The sequence below is a fragment of the Aquabacter albus genome (genome assembly GCF_040049275.1).
Lineage (GTDB): Bacteria > Pseudomonadota > Alphaproteobacteria > Rhizobiales > Xanthobacteraceae > Aquabacter.
Genome location: NZ_JBDZDT010000003.1, coordinates 464,290 through 489,954 on the forward strand (window position 1 = coordinate 464,290; position 25,665 = coordinate 489,954).

Below are 25,665 nucleotides of genomic sequence, written 5' to 3' on the forward strand. Positions count from 1 at the left end.
CAACGGTCCCCCTCGGAGAGAGGGGAAAGAGGCCCTCACGCCGCGATGGCGAGTTCCTCGTCCCTGGCCTCATCCACGGCCCGGTCCACGTCCTCGCCTTCCCATTTGGCGACCACCGTCGTGGCGATGCCGTTGCCGATGACGTTGGTGGCCGAGCGGCCCATGTCGAGGAACTGGTCCACGCCCAACACGAGCAGCAGGCCCGCCGCCGGCAGGCCGAACATGTCCAGCGTCGCCGCCACCACCACCAGCGAGCCGCGCGGCACCGCGCCCATGCCCTTGGACGTGATCATCAGCGTCAGCAGCATCACCACCTGCTGCTCCCAGCCGATCTCGATGCCATAGGCCTGCGCGATGAACAGGGTCGCGAAGGTGCAGTACATCATCGAGCCGTCGAGATTGAACGAATAGCCGAGCGGCAGCACGAAGGAGACGATCTTCTCGCTCACCGGCACCCGTTCCAGCTGGCGCATCATGGAGGGATAGGCCGCCTCGCTCGACGCCGTGGTGAACGCCACCACGAACGGCGCGCGCACCAGAGACAGCACCCGGATCGCGGTCTTGCCGAGGATGAGGAACCCGACGGCGAACATCACGCACCAGAGGAGCACGAGGCTCAGATAGAATGAGGCGATGTACTTGCCGTAGGTGAGCAGGATGCCCGGCCCATGCTCCGCCACCATGGCGGCGATGGCCGCGAACACCGCCAGCGGAGCCAGCGACATCACATAGCCGGTGATCTTCAGGATGACGTGCGAGCCTTCCTCGATCAGGGCCACCAGCACCTTGGCCTTGTGGCCGACAGAGGCCGCGGCGAGGCCGAAGAGGATCGCGAAGATCACGATCTGGAGCACTTCATTGTTCGCCAGCGCGCCCACCGCGCTGTTGGGCACCGCATGCTTGATGAAGTCGTTGAGGGAGAAGGAGCCGACCTGCACGCCGGTCGCCGCGCTCGTGGGCGGCAGTGGGATGTTCAGGTGCGCGCCCGGCTGGAGCAGGTTCACCATGACCATGCCGATGAGCAGCGAGCACAGGGAGGCGCTGACGAACCAGACCATGGCCTTGCCGCCGACCCGTCCGATGGTCTTCATGTCGCCCATATGCGCGACGCCCGCCACCAGCGAGGTGAAGACCAGCGGGCCGATGATCATCTTCACCAGGCGCAGGAAGATTTCGGTGATGAGGGAGATGTGCTCGGCCGCATTCGCCGCGGCCTTCGGGTCCAGGGTCTCGTTCAGGATGTAGCCGACCACCACCCCGAGCACGAGCGCGACGATAATATACAAGGTAAGTTTGTGCTTCACCTGATCCCCCGTCCCTTAACCGGCGTGGCGGCCCGCAACCAGCCCTGCCACGGGAGATGAAGCGCCCAGAACGCTTGGCCCCCGCCAATGGCCCAACCTCGCATCCTGGCGGAAATGTGTCGAGCGTCTGTTCTGAGCATGGCGGGATATCACCTGCGGACGAATTGGACAGGGGCGCTGTCTCTTACCTCGGTACGTCACCGCGGCTTAGCCATTGAATTCCTTAACGACGTGGCGCCTGTGCGATGGACGTGGCGGAAGCCGGTCGGTAAGATCGCCCATGTCAGGCGGACGTTGCGGGCGAGCATTTGGTGCGCGTATCTCCTCGGCGCCTGGCGTCGCGAACCCCATTGATAAAGGCTACGGCCGTATTGCGCCTTGGGGTCCTCGCGCTTGGGGCGCTGGCGCTGGCGGGCCCGGCCAGAGCGGCGGACGACCCGACCTTCTTCGACCAGGCCATTGCGTGGTTCAATCCGAACGCGGCCAAGTCCGAGCCCCCGGTCGCGGATGCGGTGCCTTATGCGGTGACGTTCGACGTCAGCGGCGACAGCGCGGTGCGCGGCGCCATCACGGACGCCTCCAATCTCGAAACCCTGAAGCGCTCGCCGCCCGCCGGAGCGGCCGGGCTCGTGCGGCGGGCCCTGGCGGACCAGGACCGCATCGTCGCCGCCCTCTATTCGGAGGGCTTTTATGGCGGCAGTCTCTCCATCACCATCGCTGGCCGCGCGCCCAATGCGCCCGACGTGTTCAGCGCCGTGGAGGCCGCCCGCGCGGCCGGGCCCGTGCCGGTGGTGGTGAAGGTCAATTCCGGGCCGCGCTTCACCTTTGGCGCCGTGCGGGTGCTCGACACCAATGGCCGGCCCCTCCCCGACCCGCCGACGCTGCGGCAGATGCGCCTCGTGGCCGGCGAGCAGGCGCGGGCGAACCTCGTGATCGCGGCCGAGAACGTCATCGTCGACCGCCTGCGCGATGCCGGCCACCCCTTCGCCAAGGTGGTGAAGAAGGACGTGGTTGCGGACCATGCCGCGAACACCCTCAACATCACTTTCTACGTGTCGCCGGGCCCCATCGCCACCTTCGGCCCCTTCACGGTGAGCGGCACCGAGTCGGTGGACCCGCGCTTCGTTTCCGACCGCATCGATATCCGCCCCGGGGAGCCTTTCTCGCCCGCCCGCCTCACGGCCCTGCGCCGCCGCCTCACCGGCCATGAGATCATCGGCTCCGTGCGCTTCGTGGAGGCGGACAAGCTCAATGCCTACGGTCAGCTGCCCATCGAGGTGCAGGTGAGCGAGCGCAAGGAGCATTATGTGGGCTTCGGCGCCACCTATTCCAACACGGACGGCTCCTCGGCCAATGCCTTCTGGGGCTCGCGCAACCTGTTCGGCGGCGGCGAGACCCTGCGCCTCGATGCGCAGGCCACATGGTTCGCGGAAAAATCCGACGCCGTGCCCAATGCCGACCCCTTCGGCTACAACCTCTCCGCCACCTTCCTGAAGCCCGGCATCTTCACCGCCAACGAGGATCTGGTGGCCAAGGCGGCGGTGCTGCGAGAAGTCACCAACGCCTATGTGCGCGAGGCCGTGACCTTCCTGGGCGGCATCCGCCACCGCTTCAACGACGAGTTGAACATGCAGGTGGGCATCGACCTCGAAACCTCCACAGTGGAGGATTCCACCGGCACCAACGATTACCCCATCGCCGGCATCCCCGTGGATGTGAACTTCGACAATACGGATTCGCTGCTCGACGCCTCGCGCGGCGTGCGCGCCAGCGCCACCGTGGAGCCCTTCGCCTATTTCGGCCAGACGGGGGCGGGGCCGGTGCTGATGAAGGCGTCCATCGCCACCTACCACGCCTTCGACGAGGACAAGCGCTTCATCCTCGCCGGCCGGGTGCAGGCGGGCTCCATCGTCGGCGCGAACATGGAGGAGGCGCCGCCCCAGCGCCTGTTCTATGTGGGCGGCGGCGGCTCGCTGCGCGGCTATGACTACCAGTCCGCGAGCCCGCGCAACGAATACGGCATCATCGTCGGCGGGCTCAGCTTCTTCACCGGCTCGCTGGAGGCGCGCATCCGCGTCACCGATACCATCGGCATCGTGCCCTTCTTCGACATGGGCGCGGCCTTCGCCTCGGAATGGCCGGACTTTTCCGGTCTCCAATATTCCTACGGCATCGGCCTTCGCTACTACACCGCCATCGGACCTCTTCGGATCGATCTGGCGTTTCCCATGGACCCGCAGGTGGCGGGCACCAATTACGGCATCTATGTCAGCCTGGGGCAGTCCTTCTGATGCGAGCCCTGCGCCTCACCCTCTGGTCCCTCGCCACGCTCATCGTCTGCGTGGTGGCGATCGTGGCCGCCCTGTTCGGGCTCGCGCAGACCGCGTTCGGGCGCGCCTATATCGCCGAGCTTGCGAGCCGCCTCGCCTCCTCGAACGGGCTTCGCGTCGAGGTCTCGGGGCTCACCGGCTTCGTGCCCACGAACATCCGCGTGGCGCGCATCGTGCTCGCCGATCCGAAGGGGACATTCGCCGAGGTGGAGGATCTGGGGCTTGCCTGGGACCCGCTGGCGATCCTCTCCGGCACGGTCTCGGTCCAGACCCTGGAAGCGGCGCGGGTGAGCGTGCTGCGCGCGCCCGAACTGCCGCCCTCGGAGACGCCCGCGCAGAGCAGCGGCCCGCCCGCCGTGCGCGTGGTGGTAGACCGGCTGGCCTTGCCGCAGATCGAACTGGCCGAGCCGGTCATGGGCACTCCCGCGCATTTCAGCTTCGAGGCGGGCCTGCGCCTCATGGAGCCCGCCCGCGGCCTCTCCGTGCAATTCGACCTGGAACGGCGCGATGCCGAGGGCGCGGTGAAGGGCACCGTGCGCTACGCCCCCGAAGGGCGGCAGCTCGATCTCGACCTCACCGCCCGCGAACCGCCGGGCGGCGTGGTGGCACGCCTTGCCGGCCTCGACGGGCTCCCGGCGCTCGATGCCAGCATCAAGGGCGCCGGCACGCTGGACGACTGGAAGGGCACGCTTGCGGCCTCCGCCGGAAACGTGGTGCATCTCGACGGCACCGCTGCCATCGCCGCCACTAACGGCGCGCATGTGGTGACGTTCGCGGCAGACGGGGACGTGGCCCGTGCCTTGCCGGCCAATGTGGCGCCCCTGCTTGAAGGCGAGGCAAGCCTCCGCACGGAAGTTCGCATCGACCCGGCCTTCAACGTCGATATCCGCCGCTTCGTCCTCACCTCCGCCGGCCTTTCCGCCGAGGTGACCGGCACCATCGACGCCGCCCAGAAGGCGAACCTCGCCTTCGGCGCCAACCTCGGCGATGCGGCCCGCTTCGCCGCCCTCGCCCCCGGCATCACCTGGACCGCCGCGCGGCTCAACGGAACCCTGACGGGGACGCAGGATGCGCCGGTCCTCACCGCCACTGTGGACGCCGAGAACCTCTCCGGCGCGGGCTATGGCGCGCGCAGCCTGAAAGTGGTGGCCGGCACCGCGCCCGGCCCGTCGGGCGTGGTGTTCATCAATGCCGACGTAACGGCGGACGGCCTTTCGGCCGACGATCGTGCGGTGGCCCAGGCACTCGGCGCCGGGGGCACGCTCAGCGTGCGCGGCGAATGGGCGAAGGGCGCGGAGCCCGCTTTGACTGGCGCCAATGTGCGCCTGCCGGCGGTGGACCTCACCTTCGCCGGGCGGGCGACGCAGGACACCATCCGGGGCACGCTCAACCTGCCCCGCCTCGATTTGACCGCCTTTGCCCCCCTCGCGGGCAGGCCGTTGCACGGCATCGTCGCCCTGGACGCGAACGTGACCCGCGACGGCCGGCAGGGCGCTTTGGCGTTGGACCTGAAGGGCACGTCCCGGGGCGTCTCCACGGGCGATGCCACCATTGACGGCATTGCCGGCGGGGATGCCAGCTTCGCGGGCGGCCTCTCCTATGCGCCGGACGGCGCCATCGCCGTGCGCAATCTGAAGGTGGCGGCCTCCGGCGCCGACCTCTCGGTCAATGGCCGCATCGACACGTCTACCGCCAATCTCTCCGGCACCATCGCCCTGCCGGACCTGAAGCGGCTCGACCCGCGCCTTGAAGGCGCCGGGCGCGGGCAAGCCACCTTCTCCGGCCGGCTCGCCGCGCTGGATGTGACCGGCCAGCTTGCGGTGGACCAGGGCGCGGCCATGGGGCGGCCCATCCGGGGCCTCACCCTCGACTTCACCGCCCGCGACCTCACCGGCCGCGTTGGCGGGACGGCGCGCCTTTCGGGCGATGTGGGCGGCAAGGCGGCGCGGGGTGAAGCGGCCTTCTCCACCGGCGCGGACAACAGCCGCAGCGCATCCGGCCTCGATCTCTCGGTGGGCTCGGCGCGCCTCACCGGCGCGCTGACGGCGACGCCCGCCGGGCTGCTCACGGGCAATCTCGCCATCGCGGCGCAGGACCTCTCCGACATCTCGCCTCTCGTGCTCGACGAACTGGCCGGGCGCGCCGACGGCACGCTGGTGCTGGACGTGCTCAACGGCGCCCAGCGCATCGCCATTAAGGGCGCCCTTGCTAACGTGGCCGCTGCCGGCCAGCGCGTAGCCGATGCCAAGTTCGACTTCACGGTCACCGACCCGCGCGTCTCCGCCGCCCTCGCCGGCACCGTGGAGGCGAGCGGCATCGCCGCCGGCAGCGTCACTGTGGACCGGCTCCGGCTGGTCGCTGCGCCGGCCAATGGCGGCACCGGGCTCACTTTGGACGCCGCAGCCCAGGGCGCCACCGTCACCGCCTCCGGCCGCGCGGCCTCCGCCGATGGCGCCCAGACCTTCCGGCTCGAGACGCTGCGCCTGACCCGCGAGCGCACGACGCTCGCCCTCACCGCCCCCGCCACCTTCACCTATCGCGACGGCGCCGCCACCCTCGACCGGCTCGCCCTCAATGCCGGGGGCGGCACGCTGGCGGTGCAGGGCCGCTTCGGCGATGCGCTGGATGCCACCGTGGAGGCGCGCGCCATCCCGCTCGCCCTCGCGGCGCTGGCCAGTCCCGGCCTCAACCTTTCCGGCACCCTCGCCGCCAATGCCCGCATCACAGGCAGCCCGCAGGCGCCCACGGGTCGCTACGACGTCACCATCCTGCGCCTCACCTCGCCGGAAGTGGCGCGGGCCGGCGTCGGCCCCTACGACATCCGCGTGAACGGCAATCTTGACGCCGGTCGGGCGGGCGTGAACGCCACCATTTCCGGTCCCTCTCTGGCAGGGGTTACCGTCAACGGTTCCGTCCCCATCTCCGAAGGCGGGCTGGACCTCGCCGTGCGCGGCAACATCTCGCTCGCCATCGCCAACGCGCTGCTCGCCACCACCGGCGCGCGGGCGGCCGGCACCGCCGCCTTGGACGCAACCCTGCGCGGCACCTTCGATGCGCCGCGTGCGGGCGGCACCGTGCGCATCACCGGCGGGCGCTACGAGGACGCGCCCAACGGCGTCACCATCGAGCGCATCGAGGCGGTGCTCACCGGCACGGACCAGACCGTCACCCTCTCCTCCTTCCGGGCCGGGACGCCCAATGGCGGCAGCATCCAGGCGCAGGGCAACGTGGCGCTGAACCCCTCCGCCGGCTTCCCCGGCCAAGTGGAGGTGACGCTGAACAATGCGGGGCTGGTGAACAGCGAACTCATCCGCTTCGTCACGGACGGGCGGGTGAATATCGGCGGCGCCTTCGCCACGCGGCCCACGGTGGCCGGGCGCATCGACGTGCGCAATCTGGACGTGAACCTGCCGGACCGGCTGCCGGGCGGCAGCGCGGCGAACATCAATGTGCGCCACGTGAACCTCCCCCCGGGCGCCAACCCCGCCGCCCCGCGGCAGCCGCGGCAGCGGGGCGCGCGCTCCGCCGGCGCCTTCATCGCAGACCTCGACCTGACCGTGGCCGCCCCCACCCGCATCTTCGTGCGCGGCATGGGCATGGAGGCGGAGATGGGCGGCACGCTCCAATTGCGCGGCACCAGCGCCGAGCCCGTCACCGTGGGCGGCTTCGAAATGCTGCGCGGGCGCCTCGACATCCTCGGGCGGCGGCTCGATTTCACCCGCGGCCGGCTGACCTTCAACGGCTCGACCGACCCCGACCTCGACTTCATCGCGGAGAGCGTGGCGGCGGACGTGACGGCCCGCATCCTCATCACCGGCAAGGCGTCCCAGCCGGAAGTCGCCTTCTCCTCCACCCCCTATCTGCCGCAGGACGAGGTGGTGGCGCGGCTGCTGTTCGGCCGCTCCACGGGGCAGCTCGGCGCCGGCCAGGCGCTCCAGGTGGCGCAGGCGGTGGCGACTCTCTCCGGTACCGGCCAGGGGACCCTTGGAAACCTGCGCCGCTCACTCGGCCTCGACAGCCTGGACGTGGGCCTGAACTCCGCCGGAACGGGCGGGCAGATCGGCCTCGGCCGGAGGCTCAACGACAACATCTCGTTGGGCGTGCGCCAGGGCACCACCTCCACCTCCACCCAGGCCACCATCGACATCGATCTCGGCAAGAACATCCGCCTCCAGGGCGCGACGGGCGCGGACGGCGGCACCTCGGTGGGCATCGGCGCGCAGTGGGATTATTGAGACCCGTCGCTCAGACCGTCACGAGATCGGCATGGCCGAAGCCTTTGGTGTAATCGAGCACCGAGATCACCATGGGCTCCACCCTGAAGATTCTCACCTCGTCCCGGGTCGGCATCTTCACCGGCAAGACCGTGGAGGACGGATATTTCAGCGGCAGCATCGCGAGCGCCTTGTCCGCCTCTTCGGCGTCCGTAACGACCACGGCATGCGCCGCCATGGAGAGGCCGCTGATGGTCCAGAGGTCGGCCGTGTCGTGGTCGATGGTGAGCGAGAGCCGGCTGTCACGGGCGAGGTTTGCGGCCTTCTGGCTATCTAGAGCGCACAGGAAATAAAGGACCAAGCCGTCGTTCACATAGCCCACCGTGGTGGCCTGCGGCCACCCGTCCGGCCGCAGCGTCGCCACCGTCATGATGCGGTGCTCGTCGAGCAGCGCGAGCACCTTCCGCCTGATTTCATCGTCCATGGGCCGTCTCGCATCCAGGAGCTACAGATAGAAGGATGCGCTGCGCGCCTCAGGCGGCGTTGATGCGGGTCAAGCAAAAGAAAGATCACGCGTCGCAGGCGAAGCGGCGCGCGAATCTCTAGATTGGCGCCAAGGACCACGCGGGACGATGTCGTGACGAAAACCTATGATGTGGTGATCGTGGGCGGGGCGGTGATGGGGTCGTCCATCGCCTGCCACCTCGCCGCCGATCCCGCCTTCTCCGGCCGCGTGCTGGTGCTGGAGCAGGACCCGAGCTACCAAAGCTGTGCCTCGGCCCTGTCTGCCGCCTCCATCCGCCAGCAATATTCCTGCGCCATCAATGTGGAGATCTCGCTCTACGGCATCCGCTTCCTCAGGGAGATCGGCACGCGGCTGGAGGTGGGCGGCGAGCGGCCGGACATCGGCCTGAAGGAAGGCGGCTATCTCTTCCTCGCGGCGCCCGGGCAGGAGGCCGCCATGCGGCAGGCCAACGCACTGCAAAGCGGGCTCGGCGCGGACGTGGCGCTGCTCGATCCCCCGGCGCTTGGCGCGCGCTTCCCCTGGCTCGACACAAACGGGCTCGCGCTGGGGAGCCTCGGCCTCACCGGCGAGGGCTGGTTCGATGGCTACGGCCTCATGCAGGCCTTCCGCAGGAAGGCCCGCGCCCTCGGGGTCAGCTACGCCCATGCGCGGGCGGTCGGCCTGGAGATGACAGGCGGGCGCATCAGCGCCGTGCGGCTCGAAGACGGCAGCATTGTCGACTGCGGGGCCGTGGTGAATGCCGCCGGCACGGGCGGGGCGGAATTCGCGAAAACCGCCGGCATCGACCTGCCGGTCCGGACGCGCAAAAGGATGATCTTCACCTTCACCTGCGCCGATGACGTGAAGGACTGCCCGCTCCTCATCGACCCCACCGGCGTTTATGTGCGCCCGGAAGGGACGGGGTTTCTGTGCGGCACCTCGCCCCCGCCGGAGGAGGACCCCGACAGCGCGGATTTCGAGGTGGACCACACGCTGTTCGAAGAACGCATCTGGCCGGTGCTGGCAGCACGTATCCCGGCGTTCGAGCGCATCCGGCCGGGCCGGGCCTGGGCCGGGCATTACGACCTCAATTTGTTCGACCAGAACGCCATTCTCGGCCCGGCGCCAAACGTGCCGAACCTCTATCTCTGCAACGGCTTTTCCGGCCACGGCCTGCAGCAGGCGCCCGCCGTGGGGCGGGGCCTTGCGGAGCTGATCGTCCATGGCCGCTATGTCACCCTCGACCTCTCCCCGCTCGGCTACGACCGGCTCCTGAACGGCCAGCCGCTGACCGAGGCGAAGGTGGTGTGAGCGGCATCAGGTGGATGATAGGCCAGAGGCTTTCGCCACCTGAGATTGAAATCGATTATTATTGCGCTTCGAAATGCACATTCTGGCCAAGCCTTGTCTTGTGAAGACACAAATCGGGCCGCAATTGAAAAATCGATTTTCATTTGGTATGACTCCGCCCAACGAAAAGCGCCCGCCGGCGCAGGGAGAAGCCCATGAGCCAGGAGCAGGCCGCGGCCATCGCCGCCACCAATCTCATTTTCGAGAAGGACGTGCCGGTCCCCGTCTCCGACGGGCTGGTGCTGCGCGCCAATGTGTTCCGGCCCAAGGCGGAGGGGCGCTATCCCGTGGTCATGGCCATGGGCATTTACGGCAAGGACGCCCATTTCGCCGATGCCTTCAAGACCCAGTGGGACAACCTGCTGCGCATCTATCCCGAGCTCTGCGCCAACGGCTCCACCGGCCATTACCTGCGCTGGGAGAATGTGGACCCTGAGCGCTGGGTGCCCGACGGCTATGTGGTGGTGACAGTGGATTCCCGCGGCAGCGGCAAGTCGCCGGGCTATCTCGACCCCTTCTCGCCCCGCGAGACCGCCGATTTCCACGATGCCATCGAATGGGCGGCCGCCCAGCCCTGGTCCAACGGCAAGGTGGGCCTCATCGGCATCTCCTATTTCGCCATCAAGCAATGGCAGGTGGCCGCGCTCCAGCCGCCGCACCTCGCCGCCATCGTGCCGTGGGAAGGCGCCAACGATTTCTATCGCGACTGGAGCCACCATGGCGGCATCTTCTCCGCCGGCTTCCCCACCGCATGGTGGCCGCGCCAGGCGCTGGTGAACCAGCACGGCAGCGGGGAGAGCACCTATCGCGATCGCGACACCGGCGAGCGCACCACCGGCCCGGCGCTGAGCAAGGACATGCTCGCCGGCAGCCGCACCGACCATCCCGTCGACCTCTTCGCCCATTCCCTGGACGATGCGTGGCACAGGGAACGCTCCGCCGACCTCTCCCGCGTCACCGTGCCGGTGCTTTCGGCGGGAAACTGGGGTGGCCCGGGCATCCATCTGCGCGGCAACATCAACGGCTTCCTGGAGGCGGCTTCCTCACAGAAGTGGCTGTCGGTGCATGTGGGCACCCACTATGACAGCTTCTACCTGCCCTCCTATGTGGAGATGCAGAAGCGCTTCTTCGGCCATTTCCTCAAGGGCGAGGCGAATGGCTGGGACGAGACCCCGCCGGTGCGCATCGAGGTGCGCCGGCCCGATGGCGCCACTGAGCGCTTCGAAAAGGAATGGCCGCTCGCCCGCACGAAATGGGCGCCCTTCCACCTGAATGCCGAAGGGCATGTCCTTTCCGAAACGGCGCCCGGCGCCGTGGCCAAAACGGCGTTCGAGGCGCTGGGGGCGGGGCTCGATTTCTCCACCGTTCCGTTCGCGCGCGAAATGGAGTTCACCGGCCCGCTGGCGGCGAAGCTGTTCGTCTCCTCCTCCACCACCGATATCGACCTGTTCCTCACGTTGCGCCTGCTCGATCCCGAGGGGCAGGAGGTGCGGTTCGTGGGCGCCCACGAGCCGGTGCCGGTGGCGCGTGGCTGGCAGCGCGCCTCGCACCGGAAGACCGATCCGGCCCGCTCCTTGCCCCATCGCCCGTGGCACACCCATGACGAGGTGCAGAAGCTCACCCCCGGCGAGGTCTATGAGGTGGACGTGGAGATCTGGCCCACCAGCATCGCCGTGCCGGCCGGCTACCGGCTGGTGCTGACGGTCCAGGGCCGCGACTTCGAATATGACGGCCTGCCCGGCCGCATCCTCCACAACAGCGCGCAGGACCGGCCCGTCTCCGAGTTCGGCGGCACCACCACTCTCCATACGGGCGGCGCGCACGCCTCCCATCTGCTGCTGCCGCTCATCCCAGGCTGATCGCGAACAACAGGACCGCCGCGCCAAAGCGGCGGCCAGGAGGAGACGCCCATGCCCAACGCCAAGATGCTCACCCTGGACCGCCGGGCGGTCCTGCGCGGCACGCTCGCCGCCGGCCTCGCCGCCACCCTGCCGGGCGCGGCATGGGCGGCGGATTTCCCAACCAAGCCCATCCGCCTCGTCTGCCCGTTCGCGCCGGGAGTCTCCACGGATGTTCTCGCCCGCGCCTTCGCCAAGGACATGTCACAGGATCTCGGCCAGCCCGTGGTGGTGGAGAACCGGCCCGGCGCCAATGGCGTCCTCGCCTCCACCGTGGTGGCGAAATCTCCGGCGGACGGCTACACGCTGCTCTTCACCACCGGCTCGCACGTCGCCAACGCGGCCATGGCCACGAACCTGCAATACCGGCCGGTGGATGATTTCACCGCCCTCTTCCTGGCGGCCCAGTCTTACGGGCTGGCGCTGGTGGCCACCAAATATGACAGCGTCGCCGACATCGTCGCGGCGGCGAAGAAGGCGCCCGGCAAGCTCACCTATGCCACCTCCGGCGTCGGCAACGTGACCCATGTGGCGGGGGCGGTGTTCGAGAAGGTGGCGGGCATCGACCTCATCGATGTGCCCTATAATTCCCCCACCCTCTCCACCGACGTCATGGGCGGACAGGTGGACATGACCTTCATCTCCACCGTCACCGCCGTGCCGCTGATGAAGACCGGCAAGGTGAAGGTGCTCGCCACCACGGGCACCATGCGCCCGCCGACCCTGCCTGACGTGCCCACCTTCCAGCAGCTCGGCTACAAGGATTTCGACATCACCGGCTATTTCGGCATGCTCGCGCCGGCGAACCTGCCACCGGAGATCACCGCCATCCTCTATCGCTCCCTGAAGAAGGCCGGCGAGACCAAGGAGGTGCGGGATCTCTTGGCGGAATCGAGCCTCTACCCCTCCGACCTCGACCCCAGGGGCTTCGACGCCTTCCTGCGCAAGGACCTCGCTTACCAGACCACGCTCATGAAGGAACTGGGCATCCAGATGCAGTGAGGGGCGAGTCGTCCTGTCCGCCTGTCATGCCCGGGCTCGACCCGGGCATCTCCTTTAGAACCGGGTGCGCCAGGACTCCCAGAAGATCCCCGGATCAAGTCCGGGGATGACGGGAGAAGGATGGCTTTTATGGCCCGAACAGCAGGTTCGGCATGAAGAGCACCACCTGGGGCACGAAGATCAGGACGAGGGTCACCAGCGACACCGCGATCAGGAACGGCATGGATTCGCGGGTATATTCGCTGATGGGGCAGCGCAACACCTGGCACACCACGAACATGGCACCGCCCACCGGCGGCGTATAGTTGCCGATGGTGGCGGCGATGATGAAGACCAGCCCGAAATGCACCGGGTCGATGCCGTATTCCGTGATCAGTGGCAGGAAGATCGGGGTGAGCATGATGATGAGCACGGAGCCTTCCATGAAGGTCCCCGCCACCAGGATGAACAGCACGATCAGCACCATCACCACATAGGGATCGTCGGTGAGGCCGAGCATCCAGGCCGAGATCACCTCGGGCACCTGCTCGAAGACGATGCCGTAGCCGAAGATGGCGGACAGGGCGAGGAGGAACATCACCGCGCCCACGTCCACGAGGCTCGCCTCCATTGCCTCGCGGAAGCTCGACAGGTTCAGCATGCGGTAGGCGAAGAAGCCGATGACCACGGCGTAAATCACCGCGAAGGCGCCGATCTCGGACGGCGTGAAAATGCCGAACCGGAGGCCCAGGAGAAGCACGATGGGGAACAGGATCGCCCAGATGCCGCCCCATGCCGCCCCCGCCACCTCCCGCACCGTGGGCAGCGTCTCGCGCTCCGGCTGGTAGCCGCGCTTGCGGGCGGTGATGGAGATGGTGACGGCGAGCGCCGCCCACAGCATCAGCCCCGGAATGATGCCCGCCGCGAACAGGCGGCCGATGGAGACCTGCCCGACTGTCCCATAGAGGATGAAGCCGATGCCCGGCGGGATGATGGGCGCCATCAGCGAGCCGTAGGAGATGACTCCGGCCGCATAGCCCCTGGAGAAGCCGCGCGTGATCATCTGCACGCCGATGACCCGCGCATTCATGGCCGCATCCGCGATGGAGGAGCCCGTGACGCCGCTCATGAGGGTGGAGAGCGCGATGGAGGTCTGCGCCAGCCCGCCCTGAAGGCGCCCGGTAAGCACGGAGGCGAGCTTCAGGAGGTTCTGCGTGATGCCCGACCCGTTGAGGAAGTTTCCGGCAAGGATGAAGAGCGGGATGGCGAGCAGCGCGAAGTTCTGCGTCTCCGTCACCGTGATCTGCACGGGGATGGTGGCCGGCAGGTCTGGATTCTGAAGGAAGAAAACGAGGCCCGATATGCCGATGGCAAACGCGACCGGCATGCCGATGGTGAGGAGCACGGCGAAGGAGATGAGGACGAGAAGCACGGTCTTCTCCTCACAGCACGTCGACGGCGCGGTTGTCTTCATGCGCGCCGGAAAGCTCGGCGCGCACCTTCATGGCGGTCGTGATGAGCAGCAGCACCGCCCCCACCGGCAGGCTCATGGTGACCCAGGAATAGCTCACCCCCGGCATGCCCTGGAACGAGCGGATGCGGCTGATCCAGGAGAGCGTGAAGCCGTAATAGGCGAGATAGAGGAGGAAGGCGGCGATCAGCGCATAGTTGAGCATGCGCAGGGCGAACTGGAGCCGTTCGGGCAGCTTCTCCACCACCACGTCCACCGCCATCATGCTGTTGCGGCGCCAAGCGATGTCGGCGGCGAAGAAGCAGGCCCAGGCGAACAGGCAGGTGGCGAGGTCGATGGTCCAGTTCTGCGGATAATGCATGAGCCGCGCGACGCCGCCGATGAAGATCAGCACCACCATGAGGACCAGGAACGTCCCCGCCACCACGGCTTCCGCCGTGCCCACAAGCGACTGGATTTTATTCATCGTCCGATCCCGGCCGGTGGCATCGAGGGGAAGCGGGCACCGGAGATGCCGGCGCCCTCTGGCATCACTTCTTGCCGATTTCCTTCAGCACAGTGTCCTTCGCCTCGGTGAGGCCGAGCACCTGGTAGGCCTTCTCGCCGGCGGCGCGGAAGGCGGCGATGTCCACGTCCTCCACGAGCACCATGCCCTTGCCCTTCAGGAAGTCCTTCTGCTCCTTCTCGGCGGCGAGGATCTTCTGGGAGGTGGCGCGCCCCGCCTTCTCGCATTCCTCCACCAGCGCCGTCTGGAACTCCGGCGGCAGGCTGTTGAAGAATTTCGAGCCCACCACCTGGAAGTTCACCAGCATGATGTGGCGCGTCTCGTCGGCATACTTCAGCACCTCGTAGAAGCGCCCGGCGGCGATGTTACTGTAGACCAGCTCCACCCCGTCGATGGCCTTCTGCTGGAGCGCCGGATACATCTCGCCGAACGCCATGGCCACCGGCGAGGCGCCGAGCGCGCGGATGGATTCCTGCCAGATGGGCGCCGGCGGGGTGCGGATGCGCTGGCCGTTAAGGTCGGCGGGCTTCCTCACCGGATTGTTGGTGAAGAAGTTGCGGTAGCCCTGGATCCAGTCGAAGCAGACCACCTTCAGCCCGTGCTGGTCCGCCAGCTCCTTCTCCCATTTCTGGAGGGTGGGCGCGTTGCCGAGCTTGATCACCTCGTCGAGGTTTTCCACGAAGTAAGGCCCGTTCACCACGGCGATGGGCTTCACATAGATGCCGAGGCGTGCGGCGTCCGTGTTCTGGCCGATATTCGCGCCCTGGCGCATCTGCTCGATGATGTCCTCCTCCACGCCCAGTTGAGCGGAGTGGAAGACCTGCATCTTCAGGGCGCCATTGGTGCGCGCCTCCACCGCCTTGGCCCAGTCCTGGAAGCCCTGGTGGAACGGCTCGCGCGGGCCGAGCACGTGGTTGAAGCGCAGCGTGAACTGCTGCTGCGCCTCGGCCGCACCGCCAAGGAGCGTGCCGATGGCAATGGCCGCGCAGAGCGGGATCAGGGATGTCCGCACCATGGTCATGATCTCCTCCGTATTTCTTGTGGTCAGGCCGGTTGGCGCCGGCGGGAAACGTCAGGCGCCCAGAGAGCGCGGTCTTGGAACTGAGAAGCGCGTGGCGAGGCGGTCGAACGCCTCCGCCGTGTCAGGATCTATGGGGATGCCTTCCTCGGCGCGCCGGTCCGCCTCGCGCCATTCCCGGTCGCCGGGCGCCATCACCTGCCCGCCCGCCACGGGGCGCGAGGCGCGCAGGGTTTCGAGATAGCGCTTCAGCCCCGCCTGGAACGCCTCATCCGGCAGGAAGGCGGAGGGGCGGATGGCCATGACGAAGGCGCCCACATTACGCGCCGTGGCATAGTCAGGCCCGCCCATGGGTGGGATGTCGAAGGAGAGCCGCGCGCCCGAGAGCATGGCGCTGAACAGCTCCACAAGCCCCGCAAGCCCGGCCCCCTTGAAGCCGAAGGCACCCCCCAGCGGCGCCAGCATCTCCACCATGGAGGCGGCGCTGGTGTCGATGCCGTCCACGTCGGAGGCGGTCTCGGGCGGCAAGGCGCGGCCAAGGCTGCCATAGAGCAGCACGCGGTTATAGGGAATGGAGCTTGTGGCCATGTCCAGCAGCCACGGCCGGCCGCTCTTCACGGGGGCGGCGGCGGCGATGGGATTGGTGCCGTGGAAGCGTTCCGCCCCCTCGTGCAGACGCACGAAGCTGTCGGAATTGCAGAAGGCGAGGCCGACGAAGCCGCGCTCGGCGGCGGCCAGCGCGAAGGCGCCGGCGGGACCGAAATGGGAGGAGTTGCGGATCGCCACCGCGCCGATGCCGCAGCCGGCTGCGAACTCCACCGCCTTGTCCATGGCCTTGTAGGCGGCGAGCGCCCCGTGCCCGTCATCGGCGTCCAGCGTCGCCACCGCGCCGGTCTCGGTGAGGAAGCGCATCTGCGGGCGGCCCTTCACGCGCCCGCCGTCGATCACGGTCACATAATGGTCCAGCAGGCGCACGCCGTGGCTGTCCACGCCCAGCTTCGAGCCGTGCAGCATGGCGCGGCTGGCGGCATGGGCGGTCTCTTCGTCCGCGCCCGCTGCGCCCAGCACGGCCTCACAGAAGTTGAAAAGCTCCTGGTCGGCGTGGAGCTCGATGCGGGCGGGGGCCGGTCCCAGCGGGGCGGTCACAGGGTCTGGCCTCCATCCACCACCAGGAGCTGGCCGGTCATGAAGCCCGCCTCGTCGCTGGCGAGATAGAGCGCGGCGGCGGCCATCTCCTCCACGGTGCCGAGCCGGCCCATGGGCTGGCGGGCGATGAAGGCGCGCCGGGTCGCCTCCGGATCGTCCGTGGCGTTGATACGGTCCTCCAGGGAGGGCGAGGCGGTGGTGCCGGGGCAGAGCGCATTGCAGCGGATGCCCTTGGCGATGAAATCCCGCGCCACCGCCTTGGTGAGGCCGATGAGCGCCGCCTTGCTGGTGCCGTAGGCGGCGCGATTGGCGGTGCCGGAAATGGAGGAGGCGACGGAGGCGATGTTGATGATGGCGCCGCCGCCCTTGCCGATCATGCCAGGCAGCGCTGCGCGGATGGTGCGGTAGGCGGAGGTGACGTTCTGCTCCAGGCTCTCGGCGAACGCCTCCTCCTCGCACTCCAGCAGCGTGCCGGCGTGAACGAAGGCCGAGCAGTTCACGAGGATATCCAGCGGCCCCGCATCAGCGATGGCACTCTTCACGGCCGGCGCGTCGGTCACGTCGAGGGAGAGGGGCGTGATGGCCGGGTTGATGCCCAGCAGGTCGTCCATCTTGGACGCGGTGCGGCTCGCCGCAATCACCTGCGCGCCCTCCTGGGCAAAGGCGATGGCGATGGCGCGGCCCATGCCCTGGCCGGCTCCCGTCACAAAGGCGCGCTTGCCCTGAAGCCGACCCGGCCGCTCTCCCATCCGCTTCCTCCAACGCAGCCCGCCCGCACCGTGCGGAAGTCTGCCTCGCTTGATTTACGTTCAAGGTATACATTGGACGCTCAAGTGTAAATGGGAGGGCGAGCCCGCCCGCTTCCGCCCCGGGGGCGAAGCGGGCAAGATGGACGCGAACGGGATGGGAGCGATGCGCCGGAACGCGACGGTGGAGAAGACCGGCGAGGACCCCAAGGGGAGCCCTGCCACCACGGGCGCCGCCCCACGCCTTTATGAGCGGGCGGGCGAAATCCTCGCGGCGCGCATCGCCGAAGGCGTTCTCGCGCCGGGCACCCGGCTATTGGAATCCCACATCGCCGAGCAGTTCGGCATCTCCCGCGCGCCGGCCCGGCAGGCGTTGGAGCGGCTCGCCGAGCAGCGCCTCGTGGAGCGCGGCGAGGGGCACGGATACATCATCGCCGCGAACGCCCGCGCCATTGCCCGTGCCGCTGCGGCGGAGGGCGCGCCGGAGGTGACGCACCTCTCCGCCGAGCCCTCATGGGAGCGCATCTACAAGGAGGTGGAGCAGGAGATCGTCGCGCGCACCGGCTTTTGCTCCTGGCGCGTGGTGGAGAACCATCTGGCCGCCTTCTATGGCGTGAGCCGCACGGTGGCGCGGGATGTGGTCGCCCGGCTTCAACAACGGGGCATCGTCAAGAAGGACGGGCGGCTGCGCTGGTATGCGCCGGCCCTCACGCCCGGCTATGTGGGCGAACTCTACGAGATGCGCGCTCTGCTGGAGCCGGTGGCGCTACTGAGCGCGGCGGAGCACCTGCCCGAGGGCACGGTGGAACGCCTCAAGGCCAACCTGGAAACGGCGCTGAGCCGCGCCGACACGCTGGACGGGCCGGCGCTGTCGGCCCTGGAGACGGAACTGCACATCGCCCTTCTTGGCCATTGCGGCAACCGCACGCTCATGGAGGCCGTGACCTATTACCAGTCCATGCTGGTGGCCCACACCTTCCTCTATCGCTGGGCGCCGCGTTTCTATGCCACCGAGCCGTTCCTCGAGGAGCATCTGGCGGTCGCCGAGCTTCTTGAGGCCGGGCACGTCCCGCAGGCGGGCGAGGCGCTGCGGGTGCATCTGCGCAATTCCCACGACCGCGCCGTCCACCGCATCGAAGTGGTGCGCCGCGACTTCACGCCGAGCCCCCTGCCCTATCTCGAAGCGCTTTAGGCTCAAGCCTTATCCAAGCCCCGCCTGTGGCCCGCGCGCATGTCGCGCCAATGCAGCATTCCGCCCCCATAAGACATTTTCAACGGCTTCAGAACCTGGCGGCGGGCGCCGGCGCGCCTGGGAACAGGATTTGAGAACCGTGCCATGCGTTTGGGGGAACCTCGGCAATGACTGACTCCGACATCAATCTCGCGCGGGTCCACGTGGCGATCCTGGCGGGGGCATGGCTCCTCGCCACCATCCTTGTGATGATGGCCGTCTCCATCGCCCCGACCATCGCGCCCTCCCCGATCACGGCGGAGTATCTTGGGAACCTGCAGGGCGCCTGGGCATGGTACCTGGCGAGCTACACCCTCTTCTTCGTGACCGACTGCGCCATCGCCATGCTGGGCGTCACGCTCTGCGTCTGGCTGAAGCCGGCATCCACCCTCGTGGCCGGCATGATCGTCATTCTGTTTGCGGTGGCGGGCCTGCTCGGCCTGCTTTCCGACATTCAGATGCTCGCCGCAGCCCAGGCGTTCCGCAACGGCTCTCCGCTTCTTTCGCCGGAGGCCGCGCCCGCCTTCCTCGCCGGCCTCACCGATACGTACAACTGGCTTTCCGCCGGCAGCTTCTTTCCGCCCGGTATCGCCCTTTTTCTGCTCTGCGGGCCTGCCCGCGAGGCCGAGGTTTCGCGCAGCTGGATCGATCTGACCTTTGTGCTTGCCCTCTACCAGATCGCCATCGGGATCCTCTCGATCGTGTCCTTCCTGGTGCAGGATTCCGTGGTCATCGAAATCTCCGCGCTGAGCACGGGGATCGGCTTGCCGGTGCTGAGCATTCCGTGGCTCGTCTGGATGCTCAGCGAGATGAGCAACAGCACCCCTCCTCCCCTGCGCCGGTGACCCCGGCGCAGGCAGGTGGCGCCCGACTTAGAACGTGATGACGTGGCGCACCACCTCGCCGCGGTCGAGCTTGTCGAAGGCCTCGTTGATCTCCTCCAGCGGTCCGGTTGAGGAGAGCAGCTTGTCCACCGGCAGCTTGCCGCGCTGGTAGAGGGCGATGAAACGCGGGATGTCGCGCGGCGGCACGCAGCTGCCCTGATAGCTGCCCTTGATGACCCGCTCGTCGGCAACGATGTGGACCGGCGACAGGGAGATGCGCGCATTGGGATTGGCAAGGCCGGCGGAGGCCGTGGTGCCGCCGCGCTTTGTGATCTTGTAGGCCAGCTCGAAGGCCGGCGCGGACCCGGCCATTTCCAGCGCATGGTCGACGCCCCCGCCGGTCGCGGCGCGGATTTCCTCCGCCGCCTCCGGATCGGTGGCGAGGAAGGCGTCGGTGGCCCCGAGGGTCATGGCGAGATCGAGCTTGGCCTGGGAGATGTCCACCGCGATCACCCGGTCCGCCCCCGCCGCAACAGCGCCGAGGATGGAGGACAGCCCGACGCCGCCGAGCCCCACCACGGCGACGCTCTGCCCCGCCTTCACCCCGCAGGTGTTCACCACCGCGCCGACGCCCGTCATCACAGCGCAGCCGAACAGCGCCGCATCCACCAAAGAGATGTCCTTGGTGATCTTCACGATGGAGCGGCGCGAGATAACCGCATATTCGGCAAAGCCCGAGACGCCGCAATGATGATAGGTGTCCGTGCCGTCGTCGCAGCGCAGGCGCATGGCGCCGGAGATCAGCGTGCCGGCTCCGTTCGCCGCCTGCCCCGGCCCGCAGAGCTGCGCGCGGCCTTCCAGGCACGGCATGCAATGGCCGCAGGTGGGGATGAAGCTCATCACCACATAATCGCCCGGCTGGAGGTCGGTGACGCCGGGCCCGGGCTCCACCACCACGGCGGACGCCTCGTGGCCGAGCACCATGGGGGTCGGGCGCAGGCGGTCGCCATTGATCACCGAGAGGTCGGAATGGCAGACCCCCGCCGCCGCCATCTTCACCAGCACCTCGTCACGCCCCGGCGGATCGAGCGTGACGGTCTCGATGGTGAGGGGCCGCGTCCGGGCGAACGGGCGCTCGACGGGCGATGACCGCAGGACGGCGGCGCGCATATGCATGATCTTCCTCCCAGACCTTTTTTGTCCTGGCGAGGATGGCGCGGGCCGAGGGAAAAGAGAAGGCGGGCTAAAGTCTACTGCAGCCCCGCGATCGCCCGCGCAAAATCTCCCGCCGCGAAGGGCTGGAGATCGTCGGCGCCCTCGCCCACGCCGATGAGATGCACCGGCAGGCCGTGCTTCTCGGCGATGGCGACGAGGATGCCGCCGCGCGCCGTGCCGTCGAGCTTGGTCATGACGAGGCCGGTGACGCCGGCGATCTTCGTGAAGACCTCCACCTGGGACAGCGCGTTCTGGCCTACGGTGGCATCCAGAACGAGAAGCACGGCGTGCGGCGCGCCTGGCTCCAGCTTGCGGATGACGCGCACCACCTTTTCCAGCTCCGCCATCAGCTCGGTGCGGTTCTGGAGGCGTCCGGCCGTGTCGATGAGCAGCACATCGGCGCCCTCGGCACGCGCCTGGGTGATGGCATCGTGCGCCACGCCTGCCGCGTCCGCACCCGGCTCGCGGGCGATGACGGTGGCGCCGGTGCGCTGGCCCCACACCTTCAACTGCTCGATGGCGGCGGCGCGGAAGGTGTCGCCGGCGGCGAGCATCACCCTCAGCCCCTCGGTGCGCCACTGGGCGGCGAGCTTGCCGATGGTGGTGGTCTTACCCGAGCCGTTCACGCCCACCATCAGCAGGATGAAGGGCTTGTGGGACCGCTCGATCACCAAGGGCACGGCCACCGGCCGCAGAATGGCCTCCACCTCGGCGGCGATCAGGCCCTTCACCTCCTCGGGCGCGATCATCTTGTCGTGCCGGCCCTTGCCCACCCGCTCGACGATGCGAGCGGAAACCGCCATGCCGAGGTCCGCGCGGATCAGGATGTCCTCCAGATCCTCCAGCGTCTCCGCATCCAGCTTGCGCTTGGAGACGAGGTCCGTGATGCCCTGGGTGAGGTTCGTGGCGGTGCGGGACAGGCCGCTTTTCAGGCGAGTCCAGAAGCTCGTCTTTTCGTTCGCCGATTCCTCGGCCGTTTGAGCTTCGGCAAGCTGGATCTCGAAGGGTTCCGCCTCGGGAGGTTCGACTGCGACGGGGGCCTCCTCGGCGAGGGCCTGCTCGACCGGCGCTGCTTCGACAGGAGCATCTTCGACAGCGACGTCCTGGACGCGCTCGTCGCCTTCCACGTCTTGATCAGCGGGACGGTCCGAGACCTCCGGCGTTTCGGAAACAGGGGCGGAAACCAAACCCTCATCGGCCGAGGGCTCCGCGCTCTCGCTGCTCCCCCTTCCCGTGAGGCGGCTCCAGAAGCCTTTCTTCTTGGGGGCCGGCGATTGGCCGTTCTCGGTGTCACTCATTACATCAGGCCGCAATTAGCCGCGCGCCGTCGTGACCGGCGATGCGCAGGGGAAGGATGGTGCCGCGTGGCGCGGGACGCGACACACGCACTGGCGTGAAATGCTCGGTGCGGCCAAGACCGTCTGCCTCCATCAGCACAGTACGGCGCGCACCGATGGAGGCCGACAGGTGACGCCGCAGGGCCGCCTCGCCCTTCTCGCGCAGCCGCTGCGCCCGCTCCCTCACCGCCGCGTGCGCCACCTGGGGCATGCGGGCGGCGGGGGTGCCGGGGCGGGGGGAGAAGGGAAAGACGTGCAGGAAGGTCAGGCCGCAGGCGTCCACCAGATGGAGACTGTTGCGGAACATGGCCTCGGTCTCGGTGGGAAAGCCGGCGATGAGGTCGGCGCCGAAGACGAGATCCGGCCGCAGGCGGCGCATCTCGCCGACGAGGCGGATGGCGTCGGCACGGGAATGGCGGCGCTTCATGCGCTTCAGGATCAGATCGTCGCCGGCCTGGAGGGAGAGGTGGAGATGGGGCATCAGCCGCTCCTCCTCCGCCAGCGCGCGCATGAGGTCGTCGTCCGCCTCCACGCTGTCGATGGAGGAGAGGCGCAGGCGCTTCAGCTCGGGCACATGCTTCAGGATGGCGCGCACCAGCTTGCCCAAGGTGGGCGCCCCCGGCAGGCCATCGCCATAGGAGGTGAGATCGACGCCGGTGAGCACCACTTCGCCATGGCCGACCTCAGCAAGCCGGCGTACCTGCGCCACCACGTCGCCCATGGGCACGGAGCGGGAATTCCCCCGGCCATAGGGGATGATGCAGAAGGTGCAGCGATGGTCGCAGCCGTTCTGCACCTGCACGAAGGCGCGGGTGTGCCCGTCGAGCCCATCCACCATGTGCAGCGCGGTCTCGCGCACCGCCATGATGTCGTCCACCACCACCTTCTCTTCCGTGCCGACACCGAAATCGAGCGCCTGCCGGGCGGCGTCCCAGGTCTCCCGCGCGCCCTTGGCGGCGTTGCCCACAACGCGGTCCACCTCGGCCATTTCGGCGAAGGTCTGCGGCTCGGTCTGGGCGGCGCAGCCGGTGACGATGATGCGCGTCTCCGGCCGCTCCCGCTTCAGCTTGCGGATGGTCTGGCGCGCCTTGCTCACCGCCTCCTGCGTCACCGCGCAGGAGTTCACGATGATGGCCCGCTCCAGCCCCGCCGCCATGGCGGCGCTGCGCATCTGCTCGGATTCGAGGATGTTGAGCCGGCACCCGAACGTGACGACCTCAACCGGCGCCGCAGCGGGCAGCGAGACCCGCGCATTCATGCGGCGTCCGCCAGCATATCGGGCGTGAGGATGCCGGAAAATTCGTGGGCGACGGGGCCGGTCATGAGCACATGACCGTCGCTCTCGCGCCAGTGGATGAAGAGGTCGCCGCCGGGCAGCGTCACCTTCACCTGCCGGCCGGCGCGGCCCGTGCGTGCGGCGGCCACCGCCGTCGCGCACGCCGCCGTGCCGCAGGCGCGGGTGCGGCCGGCGCCGCGCTCCCACACATGCAGCAGGATGTGATCGTGCGAGAGCATCTGGGCGAAGGAGATGTTGGCGCGCTCGGGAAAGAGCGGGTCGTGTTCCAAGGCCGCGCCCAGGCGCTCCACGTCCACCGCATCCGCCAGCGGCACGAAGAAGATAGCGTGCGGGTTGCCCATGGAGACGAAGCTCGCGGGCCCAAGCACCTCATGGCCGGCCATGTCGAAGGCGGCGGTATCGCCCACGTCCCGCGCCAAGGGGATCTCGTTCCAGGCGAGGCGCGGCGCGCCCATGTCCACGGTGACGCCGCCGTCCGGGCGCACCACGCAGTCCAGAAGGCCGGCCGCGCTTTCGAACAGGAGATGGCTGTTGCCGGTGCGCTCGGCCTCCAGCGCCGCGATGCAGCGGGTGCCGTTGCCGCAGGCGGCGGATTCCGAGCCGTCGGAATTGAGGATGCGCACGAAGGCGGACGAATCGGGCCGGCGCGCGGGATAAAGCAGCATGGCCTGGTCGAACGGCACGACGCCGGGCCGCGCCAGCGCGCGCGCCGCTTCCGGCGTCACCTCCACGGGGTCCGCGCGCAGGTCCAGAACGAGGATCTCGTTGCCGAGCCCGTTCATCTTCACAAAGCGGCGATCCGCGAGGCTTGCCATGGTGCTACAGACATATCCAAGATCGCGCCGGCTTCCCCTTGGGGTGCGGCGCCCGAGCCTTATATGGCGGGCACAGGGTCGCACGCCACCCCCTTGGGGGGCCATATGCCTTCGGCGAGAACATGCTAAATAGGCGTCGGGGCCTGCGGCGAGAGACGGCGACATGACGTTCGGTGATCTGGTGCGCAGCATGTGCGCGGCGGCTTTCATGTTCTGCGCGGCCAGCGCCGCGGCGCAGACGGCCACGCCCGCCCCACCCCTGAGCCCACCTTCCACGGTGGACCCGCGCCCGGTGCAGACCGCTCCGGTACAAGGCGTTCCGGCCCAACCTGCTCCGGCTCAGCCCGCCCCGGCGCCCGCGTCGCCCGCCGAGGCCCAGCATCCCGACGCCGTGACCGCCACCGAAACGGTGCTCAACCCCATGCCGGTGCTGAGCAAAGGCGGCAGCTCCAGCTGGACGGACGGGTTCGACACCATCGTCGCAACGCTCAAGACCATCACCGCGGAGATGGACCGGCTCGGCCTCAAGCGCTCGGGCGACCCCATGATCGCCTATAATTCCAGCGACGATGCCGGCTTCGAGTTCGAGGCGCAGATCCCCTTCTCCGGCGCCACCACGGAGCGGCCGCAGGGCGGCGTCGCCGTGGGGGCCTCCTATAGCGGGCGGGTGCTGAAGTTCAGCTACAAGGGCTCGTTCGCCGACATGGACAACACCTATGAGGCCATCGCCAACTATCTGGATGCCCGCAGCATCGAGGCGCAGGATCTCTATATCGAACGCTATGTGACCGATCCCGTCGCGACGCCGCCGGACGCTTTGGAGGTGGACATCTACGTGCCGCGGCGCTGAGGGACGCTTCCCAGCGCGGCGCGAATCTTCTTCATTAGGGGCCGACCTGCGCGCGGGCCGGCCATGCGGACTGCTCGACGTGAGATGGAGGCGCCCGTGCCGCGACTCTTCACAGCCCTCGAGATCCCGGCGGAGGTCGGTTCGGGCCTCTCCATGCTGCGGGGCGGGCTTTCCGGCGCACGCTGGATCGACCCGGAAAATTACCACCTGACCCTGCGCTTCGTCGGCGACGTGGACGACGTCCTGGCGCGCGAGGTCATGTACATGCTCGGCCAGGTGCGCCGGCGCGCCTTCGACCTCGCGCTGGACGGGCTCGACCAGTTCGGCGGCCACAAGCCGCGCTCCGTGTTCGCGGCGGTGAAGACCAACCCCGCCCTCATGGAGCTTCAGGCCGAGCACGAGCGCATCATGCAGCGGCTCGGCCTCTCGCCGGACCGCTCCTACAAGCCCCATGTCACTCTTGCGCGGCTGCGTGATGCCTCCAGCCGGCAAGTGGCGGACTACCTGTCCACGCGAGGCTATTACCGCAGCCCGGCCTTCCATGTGCCGCGCTTCGTGCTGTTCTCCTCCCGCGATTCCGTGGGCGGCGGGCCTTACCTTGTGGAAGCGGCCTATCCCCTTTCATGAC

At 68.3% G+C, this 25,665-nt stretch carries 20 protein-coding genes; 9 read left to right on the top strand and 11 right to left on the bottom strand.

Annotated features, from left to right (window positions below; genetic code table 11):
* Positions 1-35: 35 nt before the first annotated feature.
* Positions 36-1,304 carry a dicarboxylate/amino acid:cation symporter gene (locus tag ABLE91_RS08585; RefSeq protein ID WP_348930371.1) on the bottom strand — a complete coding sequence of 423 codons (1,269 nt, stop codon included), beginning with the start codon at positions 1,302-1,304 and terminating at the stop codon, positions 36-38.
* Positions 1,305-1,675: 371 nt separating this feature from the next.
* Here ABLE91_RS08585 and ABLE91_RS08590 point away from each other — a divergent pair, with 371 nt between their 5' ends.
* Positions 1,676-3,595, top strand: a complete 1,920-nt coding sequence (locus tag ABLE91_RS08590) for an autotransporter assembly complex protein TamA (RefSeq protein ID WP_348930373.1) — start codon at positions 1,676-1,678, stop codon at positions 3,593-3,595.
* Positions 3,595-7,869, top strand: a complete 4,275-nt coding sequence (locus ABLE91_RS08595; protein ID WP_348930375.1) for a translocation/assembly module TamB domain-containing protein — start codon at positions 3,595-3,597, stop codon at positions 7,867-7,869. The genes ABLE91_RS08590 and ABLE91_RS08595 overlap by 1 nt, the downstream gene beginning before the upstream one ends.
* A gap of 10 nt (positions 7,870-7,879) precedes the next feature.
* Here the strand turns inward: ABLE91_RS08595 and ABLE91_RS08600 are convergent, their stop codons facing one another.
* Positions 7,880-8,332: a pyridoxamine 5'-phosphate oxidase family protein gene (locus ABLE91_RS08600; RefSeq protein ID WP_348930377.1), complete on the bottom strand. Its 453-nt coding sequence runs from the start codon at positions 8,330-8,332 to the stop codon at positions 7,880-7,882.
* Between the two features lie 153 nt (positions 8,333-8,485).
* Here ABLE91_RS08600 and ABLE91_RS08605 point away from each other — a divergent pair, with 153 nt between their 5' ends.
* From ABLE91_RS08605 to ABLE91_RS08615, 3 genes are all read left to right on the top strand, one after another.
* Positions 8,486-9,664: an NAD(P)/FAD-dependent oxidoreductase gene (locus tag ABLE91_RS08605; RefSeq protein WP_348930379.1), complete on the top strand. Its 1,179-nt coding sequence runs from the start codon at positions 8,486-8,488 to the stop codon at positions 9,662-9,664.
* A 194-nt stretch (positions 9,665-9,858) separates the two neighbouring features.
* Positions 9,859-11,562 carry a CocE/NonD family hydrolase gene (locus tag ABLE91_RS08610; protein ID WP_348930381.1) on the top strand — a complete coding sequence of 568 codons (1,704 nt, stop codon included), beginning with the start codon at positions 9,859-9,861 and terminating at the stop codon, positions 11,560-11,562.
* A gap of 51 nt (positions 11,563-11,613) precedes the next feature.
* A complete protein-coding gene (locus ABLE91_RS08615) occupies positions 11,614-12,603 on the top strand; it encodes a Bug family tripartite tricarboxylate transporter substrate binding protein (protein ID WP_348930383.1) in 990 nt (329 codons plus the stop codon).
* A gap of 127 nt (positions 12,604-12,730) precedes the next feature.
* Here ABLE91_RS08615 and ABLE91_RS08620 read toward each other — a convergent pair whose 3' ends face one another.
* The 5 genes from ABLE91_RS08620 to ABLE91_RS08640 all read right to left on the bottom strand — a co-directional run bounded on the left by ABLE91_RS08620 (position 12,731) and on the right by ABLE91_RS08640 (position 17,471).
* Positions 12,731-14,014, bottom strand: coding sequence for a TRAP transporter large permease (locus ABLE91_RS08620; RefSeq protein ID WP_348930385.1), 1,284 nt, complete (start codon positions 14,012-14,014; stop codon positions 12,731-12,733).
* A gap of 10 nt (positions 14,015-14,024) precedes the next feature.
* Positions 14,025-14,519 carry a TRAP transporter small permease gene (locus tag ABLE91_RS08625; RefSeq protein WP_348930387.1) on the bottom strand — a complete coding sequence of 165 codons (495 nt, stop codon included), beginning with the start codon at positions 14,517-14,519 and terminating at the stop codon, positions 14,025-14,027.
* A gap of 64 nt (positions 14,520-14,583) precedes the next feature.
* On the bottom strand, positions 14,584-15,579 hold the full coding sequence (locus ABLE91_RS08630; RefSeq protein WP_348930389.1) for a C4-dicarboxylate TRAP transporter substrate-binding protein: 996 nt from the start codon (positions 15,577-15,579) through the stop codon (positions 14,584-14,586).
* 51 nt (positions 15,580-15,630) lie between these two features.
* Positions 15,631-16,722: an Ldh family oxidoreductase gene (locus ABLE91_RS08635; RefSeq protein ID WP_348930391.1), complete on the bottom strand. Its 1,092-nt coding sequence runs from the start codon at positions 16,720-16,722 to the stop codon at positions 15,631-15,633.
* Positions 16,719-17,471: an SDR family oxidoreductase gene (locus ABLE91_RS08640; protein WP_348930393.1), complete on the bottom strand. Its 753-nt coding sequence runs from the start codon at positions 17,469-17,471 to the stop codon at positions 16,719-16,721. The genes ABLE91_RS08635 and ABLE91_RS08640 overlap by 4 nt, the downstream gene beginning before the upstream one ends.
* A gap of 163 nt (positions 17,472-17,634) precedes the next feature.
* Between ABLE91_RS08640 and ABLE91_RS08645 the strand changes: the two genes are divergently transcribed.
* Both ABLE91_RS08645 and ABLE91_RS08650 read left to right on the top strand, forming a co-directional pair.
* Positions 17,635-18,660: a GntR family transcriptional regulator gene (locus ABLE91_RS08645; RefSeq protein ID WP_348930394.1), complete on the top strand. Its 1,026-nt coding sequence runs from the start codon at positions 17,635-17,637 to the stop codon at positions 18,658-18,660.
* Positions 18,661-18,827: 167 nt separating this feature from the next.
* Positions 18,828-19,544 (top strand): hypothetical protein, encoded by a 717-nt coding sequence (locus ABLE91_RS08650; RefSeq protein ID WP_348930395.1) that lies wholly within the window; start codon positions 18,828-18,830, stop codon positions 19,542-19,544.
* Between the two features lie 27 nt (positions 19,545-19,571).
* Here ABLE91_RS08650 and ABLE91_RS08655 read toward each other — a convergent pair whose 3' ends face one another.
* The 4 genes from ABLE91_RS08655 to dapF form a co-directional block, all read right to left on the bottom strand.
* Complete coding sequence (locus ABLE91_RS08655) at positions 19,572-20,699, bottom strand: zinc-dependent alcohol dehydrogenase family protein (protein ID WP_348930396.1); 1,128 nt, start codon at positions 20,697-20,699, stop codon at positions 19,572-19,574.
* Between the two features lie 74 nt (positions 20,700-20,773).
* Positions 20,774-22,036: a signal recognition particle-docking protein FtsY gene (gene ftsY / locus ABLE91_RS08660; RefSeq protein ID WP_348930397.1), complete on the bottom strand. Its 1,263-nt coding sequence runs from the start codon at positions 22,034-22,036 to the stop codon at positions 20,774-20,776.
* Positions 22,037-22,040: 4 nt separating this feature from the next.
* Positions 22,041-23,333, bottom strand: coding sequence for a tRNA (N(6)-L-threonylcarbamoyladenosine(37)-C(2))-methylthiotransferase MtaB (gene mtaB, locus ABLE91_RS08665; RefSeq protein ID WP_348930398.1), 1,293 nt, complete (start codon positions 23,331-23,333; stop codon positions 22,041-22,043).
* On the bottom strand, positions 23,330-24,187 hold the full coding sequence (gene dapF, locus ABLE91_RS08670) for a diaminopimelate epimerase (protein WP_348930399.1): 858 nt from the start codon (positions 24,185-24,187) through the stop codon (positions 23,330-23,332). Before dapF ends, mtaB begins: the two co-directional genes overlap by 4 nt.
* A gap of 163 nt (positions 24,188-24,350) precedes the next feature.
* Here dapF and ABLE91_RS08675 point away from each other — a divergent pair, with 163 nt between their 5' ends.
* Positions 24,351-25,037, top strand: coding sequence for a GyrI-like domain-containing protein (locus ABLE91_RS08675; RefSeq protein WP_348930400.1), 687 nt, complete (start codon positions 24,351-24,353; stop codon positions 25,035-25,037).
* 96 nt (positions 25,038-25,133) lie between these two features.
* Positions 25,134-25,664 carry an RNA 2',3'-cyclic phosphodiesterase gene (gene thpR, locus ABLE91_RS08680; protein ID WP_348930401.1) on the top strand — a complete coding sequence of 177 codons (531 nt, stop codon included), beginning with the start codon at positions 25,134-25,136 and terminating at the stop codon, positions 25,662-25,664.
* Position 25,665 lies beyond the last annotated feature (1 nt).

What these genes read in the sequence shown, in the direction of transcription:
- ABLE91_RS08595 (WP_348930375.1), top strand. Translation starts at nt 3,595, where the DNA reads ATGCGAGCCCTGCGCCTCACCCTCTGGTCCCTCGCCACGCTCATCGTC.
- ABLE91_RS08600 (WP_348930377.1), bottom strand. Translation starts at nt 8,332, where the DNA reads ATGGACGATGAAATCAGGCGGAAGGTGCTCGCGCTGCTCGACGAGCAC.
- ABLE91_RS08610 (WP_348930381.1), top strand. Translation starts at nt 9,859, where the DNA reads ATGAGCCAGGAGCAGGCCGCGGCCATCGCCGCCACCAATCTCATTTTC.
- ABLE91_RS08615 (WP_348930383.1), top strand. Translation starts at nt 11,614, where the DNA reads ATGCCCAACGCCAAGATGCTCACCCTGGACCGCCGGGCGGTCCTGCGC.
- ABLE91_RS08625 (WP_348930387.1), bottom strand. Translation starts at nt 14,519, where the DNA reads ATGAATAAAATCCAGTCGCTTGTGGGCACGGCGGAAGCCGTGGTGGCG.
- ABLE91_RS08630 (WP_348930389.1), bottom strand. Translation starts at nt 15,579, where the DNA reads ATGACCATGGTGCGGACATCCCTGATCCCGCTCTGCGCGGCCATTGCC.
- ABLE91_RS08640 (WP_348930393.1), bottom strand. Translation starts at nt 17,471, where the DNA reads ATGGGAGAGCGGCCGGGTCGGCTTCAGGGCAAGCGCGCCTTTGTGACG.
- ABLE91_RS08645 (WP_348930394.1), top strand. Translation starts at nt 17,635, where the DNA reads ATGCGCCGGAACGCGACGGTGGAGAAGACCGGCGAGGACCCCAAGGGG.
- ABLE91_RS08650 (WP_348930395.1), top strand. Translation starts at nt 18,828, where the DNA reads ATGACTGACTCCGACATCAATCTCGCGCGGGTCCACGTGGCGATCCTG.
- ABLE91_RS08655 (WP_348930396.1), bottom strand. Translation starts at nt 20,699, where the DNA reads ATGCATATGCGCGCCGCCGTCCTGCGGTCATCGCCCGTCGAGCGCCCG.
- ftsY (WP_348930397.1), bottom strand. Translation starts at nt 22,036, where the DNA reads ATGAGTGACACCGAGAACGGCCAATCGCCGGCCCCCAAGAAGAAAGGC.
- mtaB (WP_348930398.1), bottom strand. Translation starts at nt 23,333, where the DNA reads ATGAATGCGCGGGTCTCGCTGCCCGCTGCGGCGCCGGTTGAGGTCGTC.
- dapF (WP_348930399.1), bottom strand. Translation starts at nt 24,187, where the DNA reads ATGGCAAGCCTCGCGGATCGCCGCTTTGTGAAGATGAACGGGCTCGGC.
- ABLE91_RS08675 (WP_348930400.1), top strand. Translation starts at nt 24,351, where the DNA reads ATGACGTTCGGTGATCTGGTGCGCAGCATGTGCGCGGCGGCTTTCATG.